The organism is Lysinibacillus sp. NPDC093692, from assembly GCF_050280125.1.
Taxonomy (GTDB): domain Bacteria; phylum Bacillota; class Bacilli; order Bacillales_A; family Planococcaceae; genus Lysinibacillus.
The window spans coordinates 57565-78956 of record NZ_JBNNUW010000017.1; the positions used below are offsets into that span (position 1 = coordinate 57565).

The 21392-nt window shown below is 36.5% G+C and carries 27 protein-coding genes, 1 pseudogene and 1 other annotated feature; of the genes and pseudogenes, 2 read left to right on the forward strand and 26 right to left on the reverse strand.

Features of this window, described 5'->3' with window-relative positions; genetic code table 11:
* Positions 1–28: 28 nt before the first annotated feature.
* From ACQKN4_RS17315 to ACQKN4_RS17425, 23 genes are all read right to left on the reverse strand, one after another.
* Positions 29–712 (reverse strand): hypothetical protein, encoded by a 684-nt coding sequence (locus ACQKN4_RS17315; protein ID WP_427484300.1) that lies wholly within the window; start codon positions 710–712, stop codon positions 29–31.
* Positions 709–1203, reverse strand: a complete 495-nt coding sequence (locus ACQKN4_RS17320; protein WP_079560914.1) for an ECF transporter S component — start codon at positions 1201–1203, stop codon at positions 709–711. The genes ACQKN4_RS17315 and ACQKN4_RS17320 overlap by 4 nt, the downstream gene beginning before the upstream one ends.
* 338 nt (positions 1204–1541) lie before the next feature.
* The gene (locus ACQKN4_RS17325; RefSeq protein ID WP_427484301.1) at positions 1542–1934 is read right to left on the reverse strand and encodes a bifunctional adenosylcobinamide kinase/adenosylcobinamide-phosphate guanylyltransferase; all 393 of its coding nucleotides are present in this window, start codon (positions 1932–1934) and stop codon (positions 1542–1544) included.
* The gene (locus ACQKN4_RS17330) at positions 1883–2482 is read right to left on the reverse strand and encodes a histidine phosphatase family protein (RefSeq protein ID WP_427484302.1); all 600 of its coding nucleotides are present in this window, start codon (positions 2480–2482) and stop codon (positions 1883–1885) included. Before ACQKN4_RS17330 ends, ACQKN4_RS17325 begins: the two co-directional genes overlap by 52 nt.
* Positions 2455–3231 carry an adenosylcobinamide-GDP ribazoletransferase gene (cobS, locus tag ACQKN4_RS17335; RefSeq protein WP_079560910.1) on the reverse strand — a complete coding sequence of 259 codons (777 nt, stop codon included), beginning with the start codon at positions 3229–3231 and terminating at the stop codon, positions 2455–2457. The genes ACQKN4_RS17330 and cobS overlap by 28 nt, the downstream gene beginning before the upstream one ends.
* Positions 3232–3271: 40 nt before the next feature.
* A complete protein-coding gene (locus ACQKN4_RS17340) occupies positions 3272–3847 on the reverse strand; it encodes a bifunctional adenosylcobinamide kinase/adenosylcobinamide-phosphate guanylyltransferase (RefSeq protein WP_427484303.1) in 576 nt (191 codons plus the stop codon).
* A 12-nt stretch (positions 3848–3859) separates the two neighbouring features.
* The gene (locus tag ACQKN4_RS17345) at positions 3860–4474 is read right to left on the reverse strand and encodes a histidine phosphatase family protein (RefSeq protein ID WP_427484304.1); all 615 of its coding nucleotides are present in this window, start codon (positions 4472–4474) and stop codon (positions 3860–3862) included.
* 220 nt (positions 4475–4694) lie between these two features.
* On the reverse strand, positions 4695–5843 hold the full coding sequence (locus ACQKN4_RS17350) for a pyridoxal phosphate-dependent aminotransferase (RefSeq protein WP_427484305.1): 1149 nt from the start codon (positions 5841–5843) through the stop codon (positions 4695–4697).
* Positions 5830–6786: an adenosylcobinamide-phosphate synthase CbiB gene (gene cbiB / locus ACQKN4_RS17355; RefSeq protein ID WP_427484306.1), complete on the reverse strand. Its 957-nt coding sequence runs from the start codon at positions 6784–6786 to the stop codon at positions 5830–5832. The genes ACQKN4_RS17350 and cbiB overlap by 14 nt, the downstream gene beginning before the upstream one ends.
* A complete protein-coding gene (locus ACQKN4_RS17360; protein ID WP_427484307.1) occupies positions 6783–7466 on the reverse strand; it encodes an adenosylcobinamide amidohydrolase in 684 nt (227 codons plus the stop codon). Before ACQKN4_RS17360 ends, cbiB begins: the two co-directional genes overlap by 4 nt.
* Positions 7467–7693: 227 nt before the next feature.
* Positions 7694–7876 (reverse strand): hypothetical protein, encoded by a 183-nt coding sequence (locus tag ACQKN4_RS17365; protein WP_079560905.1) that lies wholly within the window; start codon positions 7874–7876, stop codon positions 7694–7696.
* A gap of 223 nt (positions 7877–8099) precedes the next feature.
* Complete coding sequence (locus ACQKN4_RS17370) at positions 8100–9458, reverse strand: aspartate kinase (RefSeq protein WP_079561153.1); 1359 nt, start codon at positions 9456–9458, stop codon at positions 8100–8102.
* Positions 9459–10285: 827 nt separating this feature from the next.
* Positions 10286–11623, reverse strand: coding sequence for a sodium-dependent transporter (locus tag ACQKN4_RS17375; protein ID WP_427484308.1), 1338 nt, complete (start codon positions 11621–11623; stop codon positions 10286–10288).
* Between the two features lie 432 nt (positions 11624–12055).
* Positions 12056–12277, reverse strand: a binding site (T-box leader).
* Positions 12278–12588: 311 nt separating this feature from the next.
* Positions 12589–12927, reverse strand: coding sequence for an immunity 22 family protein (locus ACQKN4_RS17380; protein WP_427484309.1), 339 nt, complete (start codon positions 12925–12927; stop codon positions 12589–12591).
* Positions 12928–13022: 95 nt separating this feature from the next.
* Positions 13023–13457 (reverse strand): SMI1/KNR4 family protein, encoded by a 435-nt coding sequence (locus ACQKN4_RS17385; protein ID WP_427484343.1) that lies wholly within the window; start codon positions 13455–13457, stop codon positions 13023–13025.
* A complete protein-coding gene (locus ACQKN4_RS17390) occupies positions 13451–13606 on the reverse strand; it encodes a hypothetical protein (protein ID WP_427484310.1) in 156 nt (51 codons plus the stop codon). Before ACQKN4_RS17390 ends, ACQKN4_RS17385 begins: the two co-directional genes overlap by 7 nt.
* A 104-nt stretch (positions 13607–13710) precedes the next feature.
* A complete protein-coding gene (locus tag ACQKN4_RS17395) occupies positions 13711–13926 on the reverse strand; it encodes a hypothetical protein (protein WP_427484311.1) in 216 nt (71 codons plus the stop codon).
* A gap of 163 nt (positions 13927–14089) precedes the next feature.
* Positions 14090–14572: an ankyrin repeat domain-containing protein gene (locus ACQKN4_RS17400; RefSeq protein WP_427484344.1), complete on the reverse strand. Its 483-nt coding sequence runs from the start codon at positions 14570–14572 to the stop codon at positions 14090–14092.
* A gap of 206 nt (positions 14573–14778) precedes the next feature.
* Complete coding sequence (locus tag ACQKN4_RS17405) at positions 14779–15180, reverse strand: immunity 22 family protein (RefSeq protein ID WP_427484312.1); 402 nt, start codon at positions 15178–15180, stop codon at positions 14779–14781.
* Positions 15181–15338: 158 nt separating this feature from the next.
* The gene (locus tag ACQKN4_RS17410; protein ID WP_427484313.1) at positions 15339–15638 is read right to left on the reverse strand and encodes a DUF7716 domain-containing protein; all 300 of its coding nucleotides are present in this window, start codon (positions 15636–15638) and stop codon (positions 15339–15341) included.
* Between the two features lie 531 nt (positions 15639–16169).
* Positions 16170–16562: an immunity 22 family protein gene (locus ACQKN4_RS17415; protein WP_427484314.1), complete on the reverse strand. Its 393-nt coding sequence runs from the start codon at positions 16560–16562 to the stop codon at positions 16170–16172.
* Positions 16563–16800: 238 nt separating this feature from the next.
* Positions 16801–17106: a hypothetical protein gene (locus tag ACQKN4_RS17420; RefSeq protein ID WP_427484315.1), complete on the reverse strand. Its 306-nt coding sequence runs from the start codon at positions 17104–17106 to the stop codon at positions 16801–16803.
* A 67-nt stretch (positions 17107–17173) separates the two neighbouring features.
* Complete coding sequence (locus tag ACQKN4_RS17425; protein WP_427484316.1) at positions 17174–17827, reverse strand: hypothetical protein; 654 nt, start codon at positions 17825–17827, stop codon at positions 17174–17176.
* A gap of 502 nt (positions 17828–18329) precedes the next feature.
* Between ACQKN4_RS17425 and ACQKN4_RS17430 the strand changes: the two are divergent.
* A pseudogene (locus tag ACQKN4_RS17430) lies at positions 18330–18695 on the forward strand (DUF2750 domain-containing protein); the annotation flags it as partial.
* Positions 18696–18707: 12 nt separating this feature from the next.
* On the forward strand, positions 18708–19274 hold the full coding sequence (locus tag ACQKN4_RS17435; RefSeq protein ID WP_427484317.1) for a DUF4256 domain-containing protein: 567 nt from the start codon (positions 18708–18710) through the stop codon (positions 19272–19274).
* Positions 19275–19529: 255 nt separating this feature from the next.
* On the opposite strand, the gene ACQKN4_RS17440 is transcribed toward ACQKN4_RS17435, so the two are convergent.
* The 3 genes from ACQKN4_RS17440 to ACQKN4_RS17450 all read right to left on the reverse strand — a co-directional run bounded on the left by ACQKN4_RS17440 (position 19530) and on the right by ACQKN4_RS17450 (position 21320).
* Positions 19530–19745: a helix-turn-helix domain-containing protein gene (locus ACQKN4_RS17440; RefSeq protein WP_079560900.1), complete on the reverse strand. Its 216-nt coding sequence runs from the start codon at positions 19743–19745 to the stop codon at positions 19530–19532.
* Positions 19746–19755: 10 nt separating this feature from the next.
* On the reverse strand, positions 19756–20232 hold the full coding sequence (locus ACQKN4_RS17445) for a DUF2975 domain-containing protein (RefSeq protein WP_079560899.1): 477 nt from the start codon (positions 20230–20232) through the stop codon (positions 19756–19758).
* Between the two features lie 263 nt (positions 20233–20495).
* The gene (locus ACQKN4_RS17450) at positions 20496–21320 is read right to left on the reverse strand and encodes a DNA alkylation repair protein (RefSeq protein WP_427484318.1); all 825 of its coding nucleotides are present in this window, start codon (positions 21318–21320) and stop codon (positions 20496–20498) included.
* Positions 21321–21392: the final 72 nt, after the last annotated feature.

Genomic DNA, 21392 nt, shown 5'->3' on the forward strand with positions numbered 1-21392 from the left:
GTGTTACTTTTTCTCGAAGCAAGCCCGATTACAATGCAGTTTTACGTAGTTTTTCAAAATTTCTAGGAAAATATTTTTGTACTTGCTGCTCTTTTTCTGGATCAATTCCTAGCAAAACTACTGCACATGGACCAGCCGATTTCTCAACATCTAATGAACTTTTGACCTGTTGCTCGCCAAAAAGTCGGGTAAATTCTGCTTGTAGACCTTTTGATCCAACTGGCCATACTTGCTGCATGATTCCCTCTTTCCACGCTTGAAAAATAGGGTCCAGCTGTGCGACATCTTCAGGCTGTGCAAGGATTTCATTGCCTACAAGCGGCAGACCATATGTGTACCAACTTAGCTGCTCATGCTTAGTAGCTGTCCGTTTCTGCTGCTCCCCAAGCATCGTTATTGACAAACCTGATTGTAAAGTTGGCATATTGGTCTCTGAACTACCGTCTATTTGCGGACAAAAAAGACCAGCCTCATCAAAAACCTGCTGAATGCCTGCAACATAACGAGACCATGCAGCATCCCCTGAAAAATTAGCAAGTAAAATATGCCTTGGTAAAGCATTTGCAGCAAGCTGCTCTAAAAATGTAACACGTGCAGTAAAATATGCCGTAAGCTGATCTGGAGCAGACACAACATCTTGTAGCTTTTCGCCAATTGCAGCGGCATTATCGGTTGTCGCAATGAGCTCGCCTATTTTTATTGCATTTCTCAATGTACTCGACCTTCCTTACGCACAAATACCTTCGACAGAACTGGCATCGCCACCGCAACGATCACTAGATTAACTAGTGTTGCCAATGGAAGACTAGTCAATGACGTCCAATAAAATGCCGGACTAATAATAAAGTAAAATGGTATAGGTGCCACGACACCATTTAAAACAAGTGCCACAGGCCATTTCCAGAAATGCATTCCTTTTTTATGCATAACCCCAAAGATCCATACAACGATAAACATTTCCACAGCGATAATTATATGTAGTGGTCCAAAAGGGAAGCCAGTAGTTAAGGCTGAAATAAAATGCCCAATGACTCCTGCAGCACCAGCTAATACTGGCGATAAAAATACAACGCTCAAAAATGCCGGTGCAGAGTCAAGCGCAGCAGTTGTAATAAATGTTGGAATTTTAATGACTGCACCTACTGCACAAATTGCCGCTACCATGGCAGTGAGCGTTAATTTCATTAATTTTTGTCGATCCATCCCATTTCCTCTTTCCGTGAAATTTTTTCATTATAGCGTGTGGGGTTTATTTCCGTTGCGGCTGTGCACTTTGTAGCTGCCGCTTCGCTTTCGCACAGAGCAGAGCTTCCTGGGGGCGTCCGATGAGCCGCTTCGCTTCGCTGCAGGGTCTCGGGCGAACAGAACGTTCGAAGGCGTTATCACCGGACGTGATGCTATTAGCCTTCGTTCCTTTATATCGCTATTCCCCAAGGAGTCGTCTAGCCGTAACGAAGATCAACTTATATACAAAGTATGCGTCTTTGCAAATGTCATCCCCACTTTTTTGAAGAGCCATCTAAATTCTGCAAGACACTAAATCATTTAATTTGTTCCCCAATACCGTACCAAATGCGTACGACTTGTTCGGCTTCAGCAAATAATGCCTGGTACAAACGCCCACATGTATCACGCAATAATCGTGCCTGTTTTTCCATCGGCACAACGCCACGTCCCATATCGGTCACTATTATATACAAGGAACAATTTTCTTCAAGCGACTTTAGTCTTGTTAAAATAGTTCTGACAAGAGGTTCATCATCCTCAAGATTTTGTATTACGAGCCACTTTTCTATGTTTTTTATAACTAGTACATCACAAGTAGGAGCGCCATGAGGTAGAGTACCATCCACTAGCTCAACGTTTTGACCTGCAAGTAATTTCATGACATAGTCGGTTTTTCCACTATAGGCTCCTCCGATAAAGACATGCATCTTGCTCCCTCCTCCCAAGCCTTTCTTGAAAACGTTAAAGAAAACATTTTATCATGCGGTGTTTGATAAGACCAAAAAGGTTGCTCAGTTGGAGCAAAGGCTACGAGAAGCGCTCGAATAACCCCACCATGGACAACGAGATGATACACATCTCCCCCTTTTGGTAATGCAGTGAACCCTTCCAAAACACGCGCACAAAACATATCAAAGCCTTCTCCCCTTGGAGGTGGAGACTGTACAGGATCATCTAACCATGCACAATATCGATGATCGGATTGTAAGTCCTCATATGTGAGCCCTTCAAATTCACCGAAATTCGACTCTCGAAATCTCTGATCAGACACGTAAGTTGCATTCGGAAAATAACGGCCAGCTGTTTCCCTACAGCGTAGTAAATCACTACCATACACCTTCGTGACCTCTTGATCTACAATAGGGAGTAAAGATGCATCAGCTAATGAAGAATCTGTCCAGCCGATATAACGCTTCTCTAAATTTTCCTTTGTTGGTGCATGTCTCATTAAGTGCACAGTAACAACGTCACCCACAGTACAACCTCCATTCCTTCAATTGATGCACCGAGTAAATCCCCAGAAACACCGCCAAAGTTCCGCACTGTAAATTGCCGAAAAACTAAAAAGGCAATCGCTAATACAGCCATTAACACGAACGGAACAATTGTGAATCCCGTTATAAACAACAAGCTACTGTATGCTACAACTAATGTTAAAAGCATAAAGCAGATTAGTAAACCCGGCTTAATATGTGTTTTAAAAAAGTAGGCAAGCCCCTTTTCCTTTGAGCAATTAAGCGACATAAAATAAAAGCTCATACCAACTCGTGTACATAACGGAATAAATACAAGCATCCACAGTGCAAACTTTTGCTGTACGAATAATTCGTGAAGTATGACAAATTTACCAAGCACTAAAAATAGCACTGATAGCACACCAAATGCGCCAACACGTGGATCATCTAAAATTTCAAGCCGCTTCTCTCGATCTCGATAGGAAAAATAAGCATCCCCCATATCAATAAAACCATCTAAATGTAATCCACCAGTAAATAAGGCAAATAATCCGATAATCACAAAGGCAAGTAAGACCTCGCTACTTGCCGTCCATTCCGTTAAACCATAGATCACCGCAGCCACTGCGGTACCCATGAGTGCCCCTATCCATGGCAAAAAGGCGAACATCCCTGTAATCGTTGCCTTCGTTAAAGGAATTTCTTTATGTACTGGCAAAACCGTAAAAAATTGAAACGCAAGTTGTATGCTATGCCAGATATTTTTCATCGTCTTGCCTACCTTCTTTTTATTTTCAAAGCGTCATTCATTATTTCCATTTCTTTACGACACCATAATTGATTTCATACGCCTCATCTGCTTTAGACACGAACCATTGATGTAATTCCCCAAGCATTTGCCGGTATAACTCCACTTCCTCGTTCGTATACGGTGGCTCATCAAATAATTCGTTTGAGACGATAAAAAACGTCACCCTTTTCTCAAGTAACGTCTCTACCGCCTCTTTTAAAACCTCAAGTTTCTTTTCTAAACATCCAGGTTGTTCCACACAGGGAGTTCCCGCGTCAAAACCTTCATAAAACGCATTTGTTAACCACGTCGTAACACAGTCCCATAACACGACATCTCCATCAGTCAGTTTATGCAAAGTATCTGCGATTTCATAAGGTGCTTCTATCGTCAGCCACTCGATATTTTGTGCTTGTCTGTCTGCCTGATGGCGAATGATCCGCTTCTCCATTTCACGATCCAACGCTACGCCGGAAGCAATATAAATAAGTCGCTGTGCTTGCATAGACTCTGTTTGATAGTGAGTAACAGCCGCTTTTTCAGCAAAGTGGGATTTACCACTGCGTACTCCCCCAGTAATGAAAATCAGTGGCAATGGTTTCCCCTCCTATTGTAAATGTTGAATGTTACCGATCTCTTGAACGAGCCATTGTTGATCGACTTTTTCAATAATCGTTACACTTGTACCATTAATAAATGGCTCTGCCCACAGCTGATCGACACTTCGCCCTAAAATAGCGTTAATGATACATTTAATCGTTACAGCATGGGACACAATTAAAACATTATTCTCGGGATATTTTTCTGCTATTTTCTTTAACGTAAATATCGCTCGTTCTGTTACCGTACCGAAGCTTTCCGTATGCGTTGCGACGAATTGTCCAGGATAATCAGTATATAATTCATAATCCGGAAAAGAAATCACGATGTCCTCGACTGTTTTTCCTTGCCAATCTCCTAAAAAAATCTCCCTTAAATTATCCTCATCATAGATTGGAAGCTGTCGATCAGCTAGAAGGATTTGCATCGTTTCCTTCGCACGACCACTTGAACTGCTATATGCCGCTGTAAAATTAATATTTTTCAAATGATCTCGAAGTTTTTCTGCATGTAAAATACCATTTTTGGATAACGGCGAATCTAGCCATCCTTGTAATCGTTGCTCTTTATTCCACATCGTTTCGCCATGTCTTACTAAATAAAAAGTCGTCAGCTTTCTCACCCCTTATTTGCAATCAATTATGCCCCGGCATAATTGCGTACGGAATCAGTTTTGTGCTAGCACAAAGGATTCCTTTCCGATTCTGTGACATCCGCCGGAGGCTTTAGGCCAAAGTGATGTTGGTCACTCAGTCGTTACCACAGGACGTGGCGCTTTGACTGAGTTCCTCTATTTCAGCAAATGTTTTTTGTACCGAAAGCGTAGCGACAGGTACAAGTGTTTAGATACCCGTTGAAAAGTAGCTTAAATCTGTATTCATATTACCATCTATAGAGGTGGGAGACTTCTGCTGAACGAAGTTAAACCACGCCTGCAAACAATTCTGTAAATACGTCATGGCTACAATATCTTTAATCCCAATCCGGAACCATTCGCCATTTAAGCCCATAAAGTTTTTTGTATGACGCAGTACGACACCCTTTGATAAACAATATGTAAAAAATGTATCTGCTTGCTGATTTTTCGGTAATGCAAAACATACATAATTCGTTACACTATTTGTCACCTGGCAACCATGTTCCTGTAAATACCTTTGTAGCGATTGTCGTTGATTTTTAGCATAGGCAATGGCTTGCTCACAATATGCGCGTTCATCTAAACAACCTGTCCCGATAACGAGGGCAAAGGCATTCAAATTCCAATGAGGTAGAATATCCTTTAGCTCAGTAACAACTACTGGGCTCGCCACTAAATAGCCTAGGCGTAATCCTGGAATCGCATACATTTTTGTCATCGAACGAACGACAATCAAATGAGGATTTTCTGCCACATACTGAATTAATGAATAAGCCTCATCTACCCAGTCAATAAATGCCTCATCAATGACAAGCTCGCAATTGACCTTTGCACCGTGAGAAATTAATTCGAGAAGCTCCTCTTTCTTTGGAAGCACCCCTGTTGGATTGTTCGGTGTACAAATATATAAAGCATCCGCGCTCACCATTTCACGCTTCAGATGCTCCATTGGCAATGTATAGTGAACAATATCCTCTACAATAATCGGCACAATTTCAGCGCCTGCAGCTGTTAATGTTCGTTCATATTCTGAAAAAGTTGGATGTACGATAATAACACGCTTATTGGCGTAGCGTCTAACTAAAACACTAAATAGCTCAGATGCACCATTACCTAGTAATATAGAATCTTTCTGAACAGCATGAAAAGCTGCCACCTTTGATAAAAACGGCTCACCGTCCGGATCTGGATAACGTTGAATGAGCGGATAAAATGTCCGCCAACGTGCCTCAACAAACGGTGGTGGCCCTGCCGAATTCACATTTTCACTAAAATCATACACCTCTTCGGGCATATTAAGTCCTAGCTGATGATAAACATTTTGCGGATTTGCTCCGTGATTAGGTAATCGCAAAAATTAACACCTCCACTGATATCATTACTAGCGTAAAGAGCAAGGTAGCGATGCGCATATGTATCACTGACGTTGCAATATGCTCTTTTGTTAATGGCACTAATTTCTCGCCCATTATCGCTCGATTAGAAACGACACCCTTATATGTATTTTTTCCACCAAGTTGTACACCTAATTGAACAGCTGTAGCTGCTTCTAAATAACCACTGTTAGGACTTGGATGCTTTTTGGCATCTTGTGCCCACCGTTTTAAGCGCTTCCCGAGAGATACATTCGTTTCATTTTTCGTCCCTAGCACCATAAGTAAACCTGTTAATCGACTTGGAATAAAATTAAGTACATCATCTAGCTTTGCAGCAAACATACCAAAATCTTTATATTGTTCGTTTTTATAGCCAATCATAGAGTCTAACGTATTAACAGCTTTATAGCCCCATAACCCTATAGCGCCAAATAAAAAGGCATAAAATAATGGAGCTGTTACGCCATCACTCGTATTTTCTGAGACCGTTTCCACAACACCACGAACAATTTCATCCTCGCCAAGTTTCTCCGTATCACGGCCTACTATCCAGGAAAGCTTCACACGAGCTTCAGCAAAATCGCCTTTGACGAGAGGTTCATAGACAGCCATCGCCGCTTCCTTCAAGCTACGCTGTGCTAGTCCAATTCCAATAAGCAAGCCCTCAACCACTATGCCAAATAGTAGGCTAACCTTATAGCTTAGTAGCATAATGGCCGTCACAACAAACATCGTTGTACCAACTACAGCGAGCGCCATCACCATGCCACGGAATTTTCTCATTCTTCCTTTATTCCATAACTCAGTTTGCGATTGAATGAGCTTTCCAATCCAGCGCACTGGATGAGGCATTTTAGGAGGATCACCCACTATTAAGTCAAAAACAAGCCCAATGATACAGGCAATCACCAGTGCCATCATAACGGATTCTCCTCCTTATCTTTTTTATATTTCTGAATGGCTTCGCGCATCGTTTCATAAACACCGTGGCCAATGACTTTTCCAAGCATCGTAATCGGCCCAGCATATTGATGGTAGTCACCTTCCTCTGTAGAAGCAATCAACAAGCTATCCGTTGAAGTACCTGTAGCTTGTGTACCCGTTGTTGGATCTGTGATGCCTTCATCAATAAGTGCCTTAACCTTTGCCTCTGTCGTAGAAATCATCGCTTGAAATAATGCTTCATCCGACAATCTCCCATTTATTAGTACCCACGTATTAATAGTCCCCGCATGATACTGCTCCTGACGATGAAAAGCACGCGTAATATCAACGGCATTGCCAAGACCAGCAGTAATCATGATGACTAGATGAATTCCTTCATATGTAAACTCACGGACAGTTGCATACCGAGCATAGACTGCCGTCATCATCGCCACCGTATTGTCAATGGGAAAGCCCTCAGACTGTAAAAACCGTTGCAATTCTAGCTGTGGTTTTCGCTCATCATACGTATAGGGCACTGAACGATTCATCAAATGCGTATAAAAGCCAAAGCCCGGATTATGTACGGCAGAGGATACGACCTTCATCTGTGAATCTGTTTGGACGGCAACATAATGGTCAGAAATATGAATATCGCCCTTGCGAAGAACTGACATGATCTCGCCTCCTATTCAATGCGTTGGGCATTGTTTACGAAAATAAAAAAACAAATTCTTACAAAGAAGAATTTGTACTGTTGACCTTAAATTAATCATCTTTCCCCAATTTAAAACTTTTGAATTTTCGCACAGCATCGCAACTTCATAATACTCGAATTATTTATTTTTTTTGAAATTGTATCATAAATTCACAGGTTGCCACAATTCAATTTCGCAATATTTCGTTATTGTCTTTGTTTTAAAGTTTTAAAACGAACGACGGATCCCGCAATAATAAATATCCAACCAATACCGATATAGACAATTTTCATTGTTTTAGTCGAGGACGGTAAAATATCCATGATCGTCAAACAAACAAATAGTATGCCAATCATTGATAGAAGCATACCAATCGATAATTTTTTCAAAAGAAAAACCTCCAATCTGTGTACGCCCTCGATTTTACCGTATTCTCGTCAAAAAGAAAACACTAATCCGTTTCAAGGATTAGCGTTTATAACCGCATTAACGAGCAGTATTTTTTCTGTACCACCTCTACCCATTCATTAAGCGAAGGCTAACTGCCCGTGAACACTAATTAATAAGTGGGGATGAAGAACTCCCCACTTTTAAAAGTTTTACTATATATCCTTACACTCTCACATGTGCAAAAAATTCCTCATAAAGTGCTTGTAAAATTTGGTTTTCAAACTCTTGTTGCACTCCGAATACTAGACTAACTTCAGATGAACCTTGATTAATCATCTCTATATTTGCACCTGTTTTAGAAATCGCAGTTGCAGCACGTGCCGCTAAACCTGTATTATTACGCATGCCTTCACCTACGATAACAATCATCGAGAAGCCATGACGCATTTGCACATCATCTGCATGTAACTCATTTTTCACACGAGAAAGAATTCGTTCTTCATTTTCTAGTGTAATTTGGTTTGAACGCATAATGACAGAAATATCGTCTAAACCAGACGGTGTATGTTCATAAGAAATATTTTCATCTTCCAAAATTTGAAGAAGCTTACGTCCAAAGCCTACTTCACGATTCATCAAATATTTTGACACATATAAAGTTGAAAAGCCACTGTCTGCCGAGATACCTGTAACTGGACGTCCTGTAACAGAGCGTCTTGGTACGATACGAGTACCTGGGGCTGATGGATTATTTGTATTTTTTATGTTAACGGGCACCCCAATCTTGTAAACAGGCATTAACGCTTCATCATGAAAAACCGAAAAGCCTGCATAGGATAATTCGCGCATTTCGCGATACGTAATTTCTTTAATTTCCACTGGATCATTCACAACTTTCGGATTCGCGGAGAACACACAGTCCACATCCGTAAAGTTTTCATAAAGCTCTGCTTCAACAGCAGCTGCTAAAATAGAGCCTGTAATATCAGAACCACCGCGATCAAATGTACGCAGTATGCCGGCTTTAGTGTAACCGAAGAAACCAGGGAATACAATAATTTCCTTGGTATTTTTTAGTGGCGCTAAATTGGCATAAGCCTCTGGTAATGCATACGTGCGTTCAGGTAAATCATTGACGACCAAACCTTCTTTTGGACTTACATAGCGTGCCGGCATACCGATGGAATTAAAATAAGCTGCGATTAGCTTCGCGTTATTGTCTTCCCCTGCCGCTTTGATGCTATCGATAAATAATTCCTCATTCGATTTATCACCCTGTACACGTTCACGTAAATCTTCAGCGATCACATCACAAATTGTATAATCTAACTCCAAACCATCCGCAATCGCCATAAAGCGATTTACAACGATTTGCAATTCTTTCTCAATTTCTTCATTTTTTAATGCTGCCATTGCTAAGTTAATTAATAAATCAGTTACCTTTATATCGTCACCAGAACGCTTCCCTGGTGCAGAAACGGCTACGATTTTACGTGCCGGATTAGATTTTACAATGTTTGCTACTTTTTGAATTTGTTCTGCACTTGCTACAGATGTTCCACCAAATTTACATACGATCATAACCATCAAATCCTAACTTTTTAAATTAAATGTATTCCTCCAAAAAACAATTGATTGTACACAGTGTACAAATTATCATTCCCCACGTCAATACAATTTAAAAAATTCACGCAATTAATCGGCGGAAAATGGACAATTTTCACACTGTTTGATTTATTATACGGATTTCGTATGAAATAGTTAAGGTTTTTGCAAAACTTTTTCGTAAAATTCCAATATTCGTACAAATATTTGTCTGAACTAGCTGAATTCATCTAATTTATAGAATTTTTAATGGTGTATCTGACATGTCAAAACGAACCACGTCTTTTCGAATTTATATGGATATCAAGATGAACAATTTTAATTGTATAAAGTTGTATCACTTCAACAGCAGGATGTTGATTTATTACAACGACAGGTCGAAACTCTTCGCATATGACTTACCCATTTAGAGACATTATTTTCAATCGTCGTAATAAAATCAAGTGACGAAATGTACCTCAATCAAGAACTCTTTTATACTTACTTATATTTAACATTTGTAATAAAGTATTTTGCAGCAAACTTGATTGAATTGTAGTGACTTTCTTCTATATTAATTGAAGAAAACGCTTTCTCCATTATGATATGCTGAAAAAATTGTGATGTTTGTGCTATTAATGAATGATGTCAAGCTATTCTTTTTTTGTTTTTTTATCTGTTTTAAACAGGGATTGCTTTGATTTGCGAATGTTTGTGCTTTTCTGTGGAGGGCTGTATTCGTAGGAATCGGAGCAGTTCTTTAGGTGACCTGATTTTATAATGAAAAGGCCCTAACATAACGATATGCTAGGGCCTTCTGTATGTTAAATCACACCAATTACATTTAAAAATACGATAATAATTGCAATCGGTGCTATATAGCGAAGTAAGAATAACCATAATACAAATAATTTATAGCCTTTATTTTTACTTACACCCAGTTCATTCATTAATACACCTTTCTTCATTTTAAACGGTACGAAGATCGCAACTAATAATACACCGAGCGGCATTAGAATATTACTTACTGAATAATCTGCTAAATCAAAGATTGTTTTTCCAAATAGCGTCACATCACTTAGTACGCCATATGATAAAGCCGATGGAATCCCTACAACAAAGATTAGTAATCCTACAATCAATGCCATTTTTTCGCGTTTCCCTTTACCTTTTGTCGTTAAAGAAGCCACGCTAATTTCCAACATGGAGATGGCTGATGTAATCGTTGCAAAGAAAAATAGTAACAAGAAAATAATGAAGAACACTTTTCCAAATGCCATTTTACTGAAAATTGCTGGCAAGACAATAAATAATAGACCCGGTCCTTGAGACGGTTCCATTCCAAATGCGAATACTACCGGGAAAATAGCAAGCCCTGCAAGCAATGTAATAACAAGCGTTAAACCGACAATAGAAAATGCTGAACGTGGTAAACTTTCTTCTTTCGGTAAGTATGAGCTATACGTTACCATTACGCCTACGCCGACAGATAACGAGAAGAACGATTGCCCCATCGCATATAAAATAATTTCAGATGTAACATTTGAGAAATCAGGCTGTAAGAAGAAACGAACCCCTTCTCCTGCTCCATCTAGTGTAAGAGCACGAATAATTAATACAAAGAATAAAACAAATAGTGCTGGCATGAAATACTTATTCACTTTTTCAACACCGTTTTGTACACCTTTACTTACGATAAAAATAGTCATAAGAATAAATAATAGCTGTGATCCAACTGCTAAAAATGGATTAGCAATGATTTCAGTAAAAGTTGCTTCGTAAGAGCCATTGCCTTCCCACAGTCTACCTGTAATCGCATTCCATAAATATAATAAAATCCATCCTCCAACAACACTGTAGAATGATAGCAATATGAAACAAGTGGCAATCCCTAATTTACCTACCCACGGCCATTGCGTTTTTGGAGCAATAGTTCTATATGCTTCAACAGCCTCTTTTTGTGTACTTCTTCCAATAACAAATTCCGCCAATAATAACGGTAAACCAATTAGTAAGGTAAAACCGATGAAAATAAGGAAGAACGCACCGCCACCTCCAATACCGGCCATATACGGGAACTTCCAAATCGCACCAAGACCTATCGCTGAGCCCGCTGCAGCTAAAATGAAACCTAATTTCGATGTCCATTGCTGTGAATTCATCTCTTTATCTCCTCTCTACTTCTATTTCTTTGTTTATAACAATTCGGTTTTTATTTATATTGGTTTAGCGTGACTCCTTTCTCTTTCAACCACTTCCTTCAAAGCTAGCGATGATAAAAATATCGCGGTACCAACCTATTCAAAAAAAAGGTCCCTACGAAAATACGTAGGGACGATTTAATATCGCGGTACCACCCTAGTTATGAAGTTACAACAGGATTAATGCCTTAATAAAAAACGCCCCTACGCAGATACGTAGGGACGATTTAATATCGCGGTACCACCCTAGTTATGAAGTTACAACAAGAATAAATCCTTAATAAAAAACGCCCCTACGCAAATACGTAGGGACGATTTAATATCGCGGTACCACCCTAGTTATGAAAATACAACAAGAATAAGACCTAAATAAAAAACGTCCCTACGTAAGTACGTAGGGACGATATATATCGCGGTACCACCCTAGTTGTGAAAAATTCTTCACCACTTTATTTGATAACGGTATTCACTACCGTCTTCCACTTCCTCACAACATGTGATTTATGAAAGATGCTCCAGGTCGAAATTCATGATCATCTATATACTGATTCGCACCAACCATCAGCTCTCTGAAATAGGGAGATTTTCACTACTTAATCCTATCATTGCCCAAATATTAATTTTCCGAATTGATACTATCATTTTTATCACACATAAAAAAAAGAGTCAATAATTTTTTGAATTTTTATGTATTATCCTCTTATTTTTTGCTATAAAAATTCAAAATATGACTTTTGAACGAATTCTATTGCATTCATTATAGAATATTTTATACTAAATGCTGCGATAGTTTTATAGTTCAACTATTTAATTATTCATCTTTTAAACCATCAAAGGTATTTTCACCTTTGAGCCGCACTTTTAGTAACAGAATTCCGTTATAAATCAGTATCAAAAACACCTAAATAAGTAAGTTTATTGTACGGTTAATGTACATCTGATATTACTAATTCTGGATCCATATAATAGAACATTGAATTAATACGTTCAAAACCTTTCTCTATACAGGTATCTTGTATTTCAATACCTATTTCCGTTGAAACTGATAACTCCCCTAAAAACTCTTTTACATTTCTCAACTCTTCTGTTCTAAAAACACCTATTAAATCCTCATCATACCACCTCTCACCAATATCTTTACAAAATTGACACACATTATAATCGAGGTCATCGATATCTGGATCACTATAATCCAATTCAAAGTATCTTTCGAAAACATTTGTATCATCATGATTAATACCCACCCATATATGAACTTTAGACATGTACATATTAATACAACCCACTTTCAAATATCCTCTTAGTTTTTAAAGTCATTTTTACATCACTTACATAAAGTCATCCTTGCTGCTATTTGTACTTAAAGCTTTAAATAACGGAAATCAAAATCAATACCATCGCCATCCAACAAATTTTCTTTATACTCTATTTCTTCCTTCGAACTATCAAAAGTGACTTCTTCGTACAATTTTTGGATTTCAACTATCTCATTTAATAAATAGTCATTAAAATCTTTATATACTTTAGCCCTATTAATGGGTTCATGAAAAAACAAATATACCTCTCCAGTGTCCCTTTTAAAACAAACAGGGTCATTGCTAGGACTTTCAGAAAAAACAATATATTTATCTGTTTCTTCTGCTAGAAAGTTTAATGATACAAACTCCCAAATAGAATTCGTCAATACTTTCCACTCGCCAATTTTCTTAAGGTTGTACATGAAATCAGAACTTTCTATACCACCAAAATTCAAGAAATAATCTTTCGTTTGTGAGGGAATTATCCACTCTAATATTTCTCTGTCATTTCATAAATTTTCTCACCTTTTAATGGAATCACTTCTACATCATGATTCTCAAGAAAGGATGTCAGATTCTCAATCCAATTGTCTTCCCCTATCTGTTTAATTGGTAATATTGGGTCTCTATGTATTATTTCCGTCATGATGAGCCTCCTTCTTCGTTTTGTCCGTTTCAGATGTAGATATGAAAGATTTTGATCCAATTTTTAACACAAACACTTGGTGTTAATGAATATTTCTTCTGCCATCATAAGCATCCCCATAAACCATCTTTTAACTTATTTACTATTATAGCTTCTTTAGATTTGGGCTTAGTTTTGTAGATTTTGGACTCCTTTAATTGATTCAGTGTATATTGATATGGATAAAATTCCAAATACGAATCACTCCAAATAACCGTATCATTTTCAACGTCTTTTACTCGGCAAAGCATTTCTTCGTATGAGTCATAATATTTTTTCAAAAATTTTAACCAGCAAGTCGTATTCTTTTTCTATCACCTTATACACTCCCCTAAATTTTTTGTCGTTTTTGTTTCTCCTGGCCGTCCTGCTGATAAGCTGTCCAACGTCTAATACAAAAAAACATTATTATCAATCAAATAATAGCGACTCGGTTGTAGATTACTATTCGAGTAAATTCTTTGGTGCTATCCCACGGTTATTCGTCTTATTAGAATCGGCCCCATTCTCTAATAGATACCTTATTGTTGGGGTTCCATTACTATTTTCCATTATCGCTCTCCATAAAGGAGTATTGCCTATGTAGTCAACTGCATCAATTTCAGCACCATGAGTTATAAGAACCTTAACAATATTACATCTGTCATAAATAGCTGCAAAATGCAGCGCAGTTAAACCCGTTTTATCTTTAGCATTCACATTACATCCAATATTCACAAGATAACTTACAATGTCCCCTTTACCTTCAACGATTGCGGACATCAAAAATGTACGTCCGTCCCTATCAACACTATCTAAGCCGTATTTTTGTAAAAACGCATTGATTTTCTCATAATTTGATTCATTTAATAACGCATACAACTGTGTATCATCGAATTTATTCATTTTCTTCCCTCCATGGTGAACTTGATTTAGTTCCTGTAAGATTGCGTTATAACAACCTTATCTAAAGGATAATACGTAAGTACGGTTTGAATCTCTTCATCCGATATCGATGCTACTTATATTATTTTTATTAATATTAACAAAATAATAGTTTTTATGAAAATAATTCCATTTAATATCACAAGAAAAGAGCAGAAAAAACCACCTTTTATCGAGGGTTCTACTACTCTTTTGATACGCTTTCTGCACTAAAAGTCGGTATCGTATAATCCGATAGGATGCAAACCGTTATAAAGCTTGTTAACATCAGTAATTTCTATTTCCGGATCGAAATAATAAAACATTGTGTTTACTTTGTGTAACCCTTTTTGAATACAGATGTTTCCTATTTCATCCATCGCCTCATCTTCTACTGATAGTTCCTCAATAAATTCATCCACGTCTGTTAATTTATCTTGCCAGTAGACACCAGTCCAATCCTCGTCATACACTTTTTCATTAATATCTTTACAAAATTCACATATCTTATATTTTGGATCATTAATATCAATGTCTGGATCACTATAATCGATTTTGAAATACTCATTAAAGGTATCGTTATCAACGCTGCTAATTCCTATCCAAACATGAACCTTACTCATTATTGCCATTATTATTTACACCCCACTTAAATCCTAAGACAGTTATCTATGAAAATAATTACTTGCTTTCTAAATTATCCATGAAGACTTTTTAAACCAGTTGAATGTGATCCATTAACACACTTCCTTCTTCCAATAACATCCAAAGCGGTTATTTTATCCTTGCCCTACTTAAAAAAATAAATGAACGCTTGGAGTAACTGATCTATTGTTGGATTTTCTAATTGATTATTTACATTATCAATTACATCCTCAATACTTGCTCCATCCAATGTTTCTATCCAACCATTATTTTTCACTTGTTCCGGTAAAAAATCATCTGAATCTGTTGGAAAATCAAAGCTATCTAGTGAAAACACCCCATTTGTATTTAAATTCCATTCTGTTGAATTTGGAGGAAAATACAACCAAGTCTCTGGGTTTTTCTCTGGATGTGATAACACATTACTAATACTGATTAAACTCATTTTTTTGTTTTCACTTTTCTCAAATTCGAGTTCTAAATTTTCAGTTTGTTTTTCTAAGTAATAAACACCATCTAACCAACCTTTGAGATTGTATTTGAAACTGAACTTTCAATTAGATAGAAAAGCATGCTTTTTTGATATTCATTCAGTGATTGATAAAAGCGAGCACCTTCTGAAAGCATGTCCATATTATCTGAAGAGGGAATGTTCAAAGTACCTTCAAAACTAGTAATTTGTTCTAAATAAATATCTTTTTAATATCTAATACTAAATCTACTGGGTTTAATTTTTTCTGCATGTTTTATACGTCTCCTTTACAATACATCTCGATTATTATTAATTTTCTAATTTAACAATCTCAGGAAACATCCTTGTTATTCTCTAAATTTCTCAATACTAACTACGGTATTTCTCTATTATGACCATCTAATCTGTACAAGAAGATTCCTAGTAACAATAAAAACATATATATAAAGGATATTATGACACTTTCTACATATGTTTTACATTTTATTATATGAAATTTAGTTATTATAAATTTGTATCAAATTCTCCAATATAAGTTAATTCATTATACAGTTTATTTTTATCGATGACATCTATCTTTGAATCCATGTAATAAAACATAGCATTTACTTTTTCTAATCCTTTTTTTATACAAATGTCCTGTATTTCTAACAAGGTTTCCTCCGATACCGATAACTCTTCCAATGCTATACGAACATCTAACATACAATCTTCTTTGTAAACTCCAATACAGTCTTCATCATACCATTTTTCATTTATATCCAAACAAAATTGACAAACTTTATAAAGAGGGTCATCAATATCCATATCTGGATCATCATAGTCTAATTCAAAGTATTTTTCAAAAGTTTCATCATCTGCATTATTAATACCTACCCATACATGCACTTTAGACATATACATACTTTTTACCTCACTTCCAAATTTCTATTATTATTCTTATTCATAGTCCTTTATTCATTCGGGAGACTTCAATTTGAGTCCCAAGTCTTTATTGCCTTCAGTATGATCTTATTATTCCTATTAAGATAATTCATTAAAAGGCATGATACTTGCATACGCCTTGGACCTTTAATCCTTTTAAACTCTAAAGTTAGCTTATCTCTTAATACTTAACTATAAATCTTTTTTTAATCTATCCAAATAATTCTTCTGCTAAATATGATATTTCGTGAACTGCATCTTCTAATTCTCTTTCTTCTTCTTCTGTATACTTGCCCTCATTAAAATAGAAATAATTATTTATATCGACAAAACATAAAGCGAGCTTCTTAGGAACTTCTGATTTATCTTTATATTCTTCAATCAACTTTTTCATTGCTTCAATTAATAGTTTGTAACTTTGTTGATTTAATCCCTTCCCACCCCGTAACTCCCTCAGTATTGAGTTATCACCAATGGTAAATTCATAAACTATTGCTAATGCCTCTTCTACTTTCATAAACTTCCCTCCAATCTTGGACATTTTTCATTGCTGAAAATGGCTCATCAAAATGAAAAATTGAAAATCAAATTTTTTTCAATTGCATATACTGCACATTTTTAATATTCTCATAATCTATTCTCCCTAATCCTCCTCTCATCCCTATAATAAAATTCCCTTTATAGACAATAAGTGAGTTCGGCACAAACGCATTGAATGGAAAATTATTGAATATTATATTCTTTTTAAATGATCCATTTTCAACAGATAACGTAAATAAATTTACGCTAGATATTACATACAGTTGATTATTGAATATATGAAAAGCAATTGGACACTCTTTTAAATCAAGACACTCTCTAATAGAAAAGTGAATACCATCGTAAATCAGCTGGTGTAAATAGCCTGTATTCAAATACAGGTGTTCTAACCCTTCAAGAAAATATAGATTCCCTTCATATTCAAAGATTGATTTAACGTTACACTTTTTTAATACTATTTCTGTCGAATCTGGAGAAACGACTTTTAACTCTCCTCCCCATTCTCCATAATCTGTGCCGATTATTTTTAAATCTAAATAGTCATATTGTAAACAGTGTTTTTCACGATACCTAGAAATCAAGAGTTCTTCGTTTTTTATTTCAACACAATACTGCTTTGAATTATTTATGATTTGAAACCATTTACCGCTTCCTGCATTGGGAATTGCGACATTTATAAAATCATTCCATATTGGCATAATTTTTCATACCTCCAATAATGCACAGGCGCTGTGAGTTTGATTATCCATATACTTAGTAAAGACGGCTCAAACCGCCTACACACTTTGGCATATGGATTATTGTATTTAAAACGATTTTAATACAATCCAGGCATCGTTTTCTGAGAGTGTAAACAACGTGGGATAAAACCCCTTTTTATCTTTATCCTACCATAAATATTAAGTTCGGCTACCTTAAATCCAAGACCAGAGGCTATATTAATGACTGTTTTTTCAAAAATTGTTACTATTCAATGCGCTGGTTAGTAGAGTACGGATTATACATTTAACAACATTTAGAAAAATTATATATAGTAATTTTATATTTTTTTTGATATCTTTTTTAGGATGATACTTTAAAGGAATGGCCTATATGAAACTAATTAAACGATTTATTTTATAGCGTCCTGCAGAAAAGCGACTTGCCTATTTTTATGGGATGGTAGCAACGGATGAATAAGTATGATTACTACGTGACGAAAATGGCGACATGTTATTATTCGAAGACGAAGACGGCTATCCATTTGTACTTCTTGTTTGGCCAACCCGAAGCTTTGCTGAAATGATGGCTGCTAATTTAGACGAGACATTTGAAGCATTCAACCTACCACTTTCGATTTTTCTAGACGATTTAATTGTTGATATTGAAAATGACAGTGGTGCCATATCGATTTTCCCAAACGAAAACGATACAATTATTCAAACTAGGGATGAAATAAAGGAAATGATTCGTATTTTATATCAAGCCGAATACTTCATGTTAAATGGAGAACTCTATCATAAGAGAAATAGAATTTTTATTGAACTACCTGAGCAGTTCTGTCCAATTATGAGTAATAACAATTAGGAGGAAACTAATATGACAAATGAAAATAAAGAGTTGTTACTAGAACAACGTGAGGAACTACTCAGAACTTTGAAAGCGCGTTTTGAGAAAAATATGAACCGCCATAAAGATTTTGAATGGACTGAAGTACAAGCTAAGCTCGAAGCTAATACTGAAAAACTGTGGTCACTTAATGAAATGGAAGGAACGGGCGGTGAACCGGATGTTGTTGGCCATGATGAAAAGACGGGCGAATACATTTTTTATGATTGTTCAGCGGAAAGCCCTAAAGGTCGCAGAAGTGTTTGTTACGACCGTGAAGCACTGGAGTCAAGGAAAAAGCACAAACCAGAAAATAGCGCTATTGATATGGCGACTGCCATGGGCATTGAACTTTTAACGGAAGAACAATACCGAGAGCTGCAGAAACTTGACAATTTCGATATGAAAACGTCGAGCTGGGTGCAAACACCTGCTAATATTAGAAAGCTCGGCGGGGCCATCTTTTGCGATTATCGCTACGACACTGTTTTTGTGTACCACAATGGTGCAGATTCTTACTATGCCGCAAGGGGCTTCCGCGGCTCGCTAAGAGTCTAAATTTTTGTTCTCATAACATTAGGACTAACCAAAATTGGTGAGTCCTAATGTTTCTCTGCTTATTGGGGAAATGAAGGTCAAGTTTGGACACGAAACATGGATTCATATTTAAGTGCTATTTCGTATTGGTATCCCCCTATTTAATAACCAATACGAAATCAATTTTTTCTTCAAAACTATTTAATCTTTACGAGATAAAGAAAAGGTTTCTAGCTCAATTACGCCCTCATTTGTAAAGAATTTGTTGGCTATTGCTTAAACGTCTTTGTCACTTTTGTATTCTAAAATATCTCCAGGCTGACATTCTAAAGCCTTACAAATCGCCTCTAAAGTTGAGAATCGAATCGCTTTTGCCTTTCCATTCTTCAATATAGAAAGATTAGCCATTGTTATTCCAACTCTCTCCGAAAGTTCTGTCACACTCATTTTCCTTTTGGCCAACATCACATCAATATTGATTATTATTGACAAATTGAACACCTCAAATCATTAAATCATTTTCTAATTTTAGATCGATGGCTTCTTTTAAAAGCTTTTGAAGAACAGCAGAAAAGACTGCGATTATCATTGAAGCGAAGATAGGGACCATTCCGATAATTATGAGACCTGGAGCATCATCTGTCTCTGCTGCAAGATAAACAAATGGCATCATTACCACATATAAGGCACTAATTGTGAGTGCACAGTATTTTATTTTCTTTAAAGCTCTTACAGAAATATTAGAGAACGCTTTGTTCTTATCAATGTAGCTTAGAAGTAGGAAAGCCTGATATAACGCCATGAAATACGGTATTACTGATACATACATAATAATTATACCAGGATATAGTATATACCAGTAATCTGGATTTGCTAGATTATTAGCTAACCAAGATAAGCCAAATATACCCAAAGCAAGAACAGGAGCTCCCATAAGAAAAACAGCTATTTTTAAAAAGAGTGTTGAACCTCGTTTCATAAAAAGCACCTCGCTTATTTAATGTACGTTTGATTTTAAAACACTATTTATCGCTTTTCAATAAAAAAATATCAAAATTCATTATTTCTTTATTGAAAACGCATCATTTAATCCTCAACTCTGCTCCTGTAAGTAATTAACTACAATAAAAAGGGAGTTCAATCCATTTTGGATTAGCTCCCTTAATCAATAAATATTATTCATGATGTGTGGCTATTGTTTAAAGGATGGTTTGTTGGCTTTACCGTCGTTGAACATCATCCTTATGTTTTTTCGATTGTTCTTTGAGCCTTTTTAATGACTCTCTCAGTCGCTTTAGTTGGAGATGCTTTTTGCCATTCTTCACAAAGGTTTTCTACCCACTCTGGTTGAGTTTTACTAGCATCATTTAACCAGTTGCCAACAGAATCTTGAACATACTTTGACGGATCTGATTTAAGTAACTGTAGAATAGGAAGTGCGATTTGCGGCTCTTCTTTTAATCTTTCAATATGCTTTGTCCATACCCCGCGAGGACGGATTGATTCTAAACTAAACCTACGAATGTTTTCATCTTCACTTTTCGCCCATTCCGTTAACAAATCGACACTACTCTCAATATTAGCTGAAAGATTCTCCCTAATTGACATCCAAGCAATTTCACGGACACCAAAATGATGATCTGCTGCGAAAGAACGGATATACAATAATTGCTCTTCTAAAGAATGATCGTTGTTTTTATTCATAAACGCTGCCCAACATCGGACACTATCAGATACATGAGTGGAACATATTTTGATTAGCTCCTCTTTTTTTGTCTCACTTTCACCCATCATGACTGTATCTAATAAACTCCCTATTAAACGTATAGCCTTCATGCCCCTTTCTACTTTTTGCTTCTCTATCTCCGTTAGTATAAATTCTAATTTTTCCTCTAGCCCAATTGACGGTAGCACATTTTTTACTAAAGTAATATGGTGAACAGCTTGCCATTCCGTTAAATTAACACTCTCTATTTTCCCTTGATTCAACAACATTAAAACTTCACTCGGGATATCGCTAGCCTTTCTAGCTCCCTTTCTATTTAAAATGTCTTCTTTTACAATCATTTAACACCCTCCTGTTGTTGTGGTTATTAAATCCGACCTACTCAAAATAAATGTCTAATTTTATATTATTTT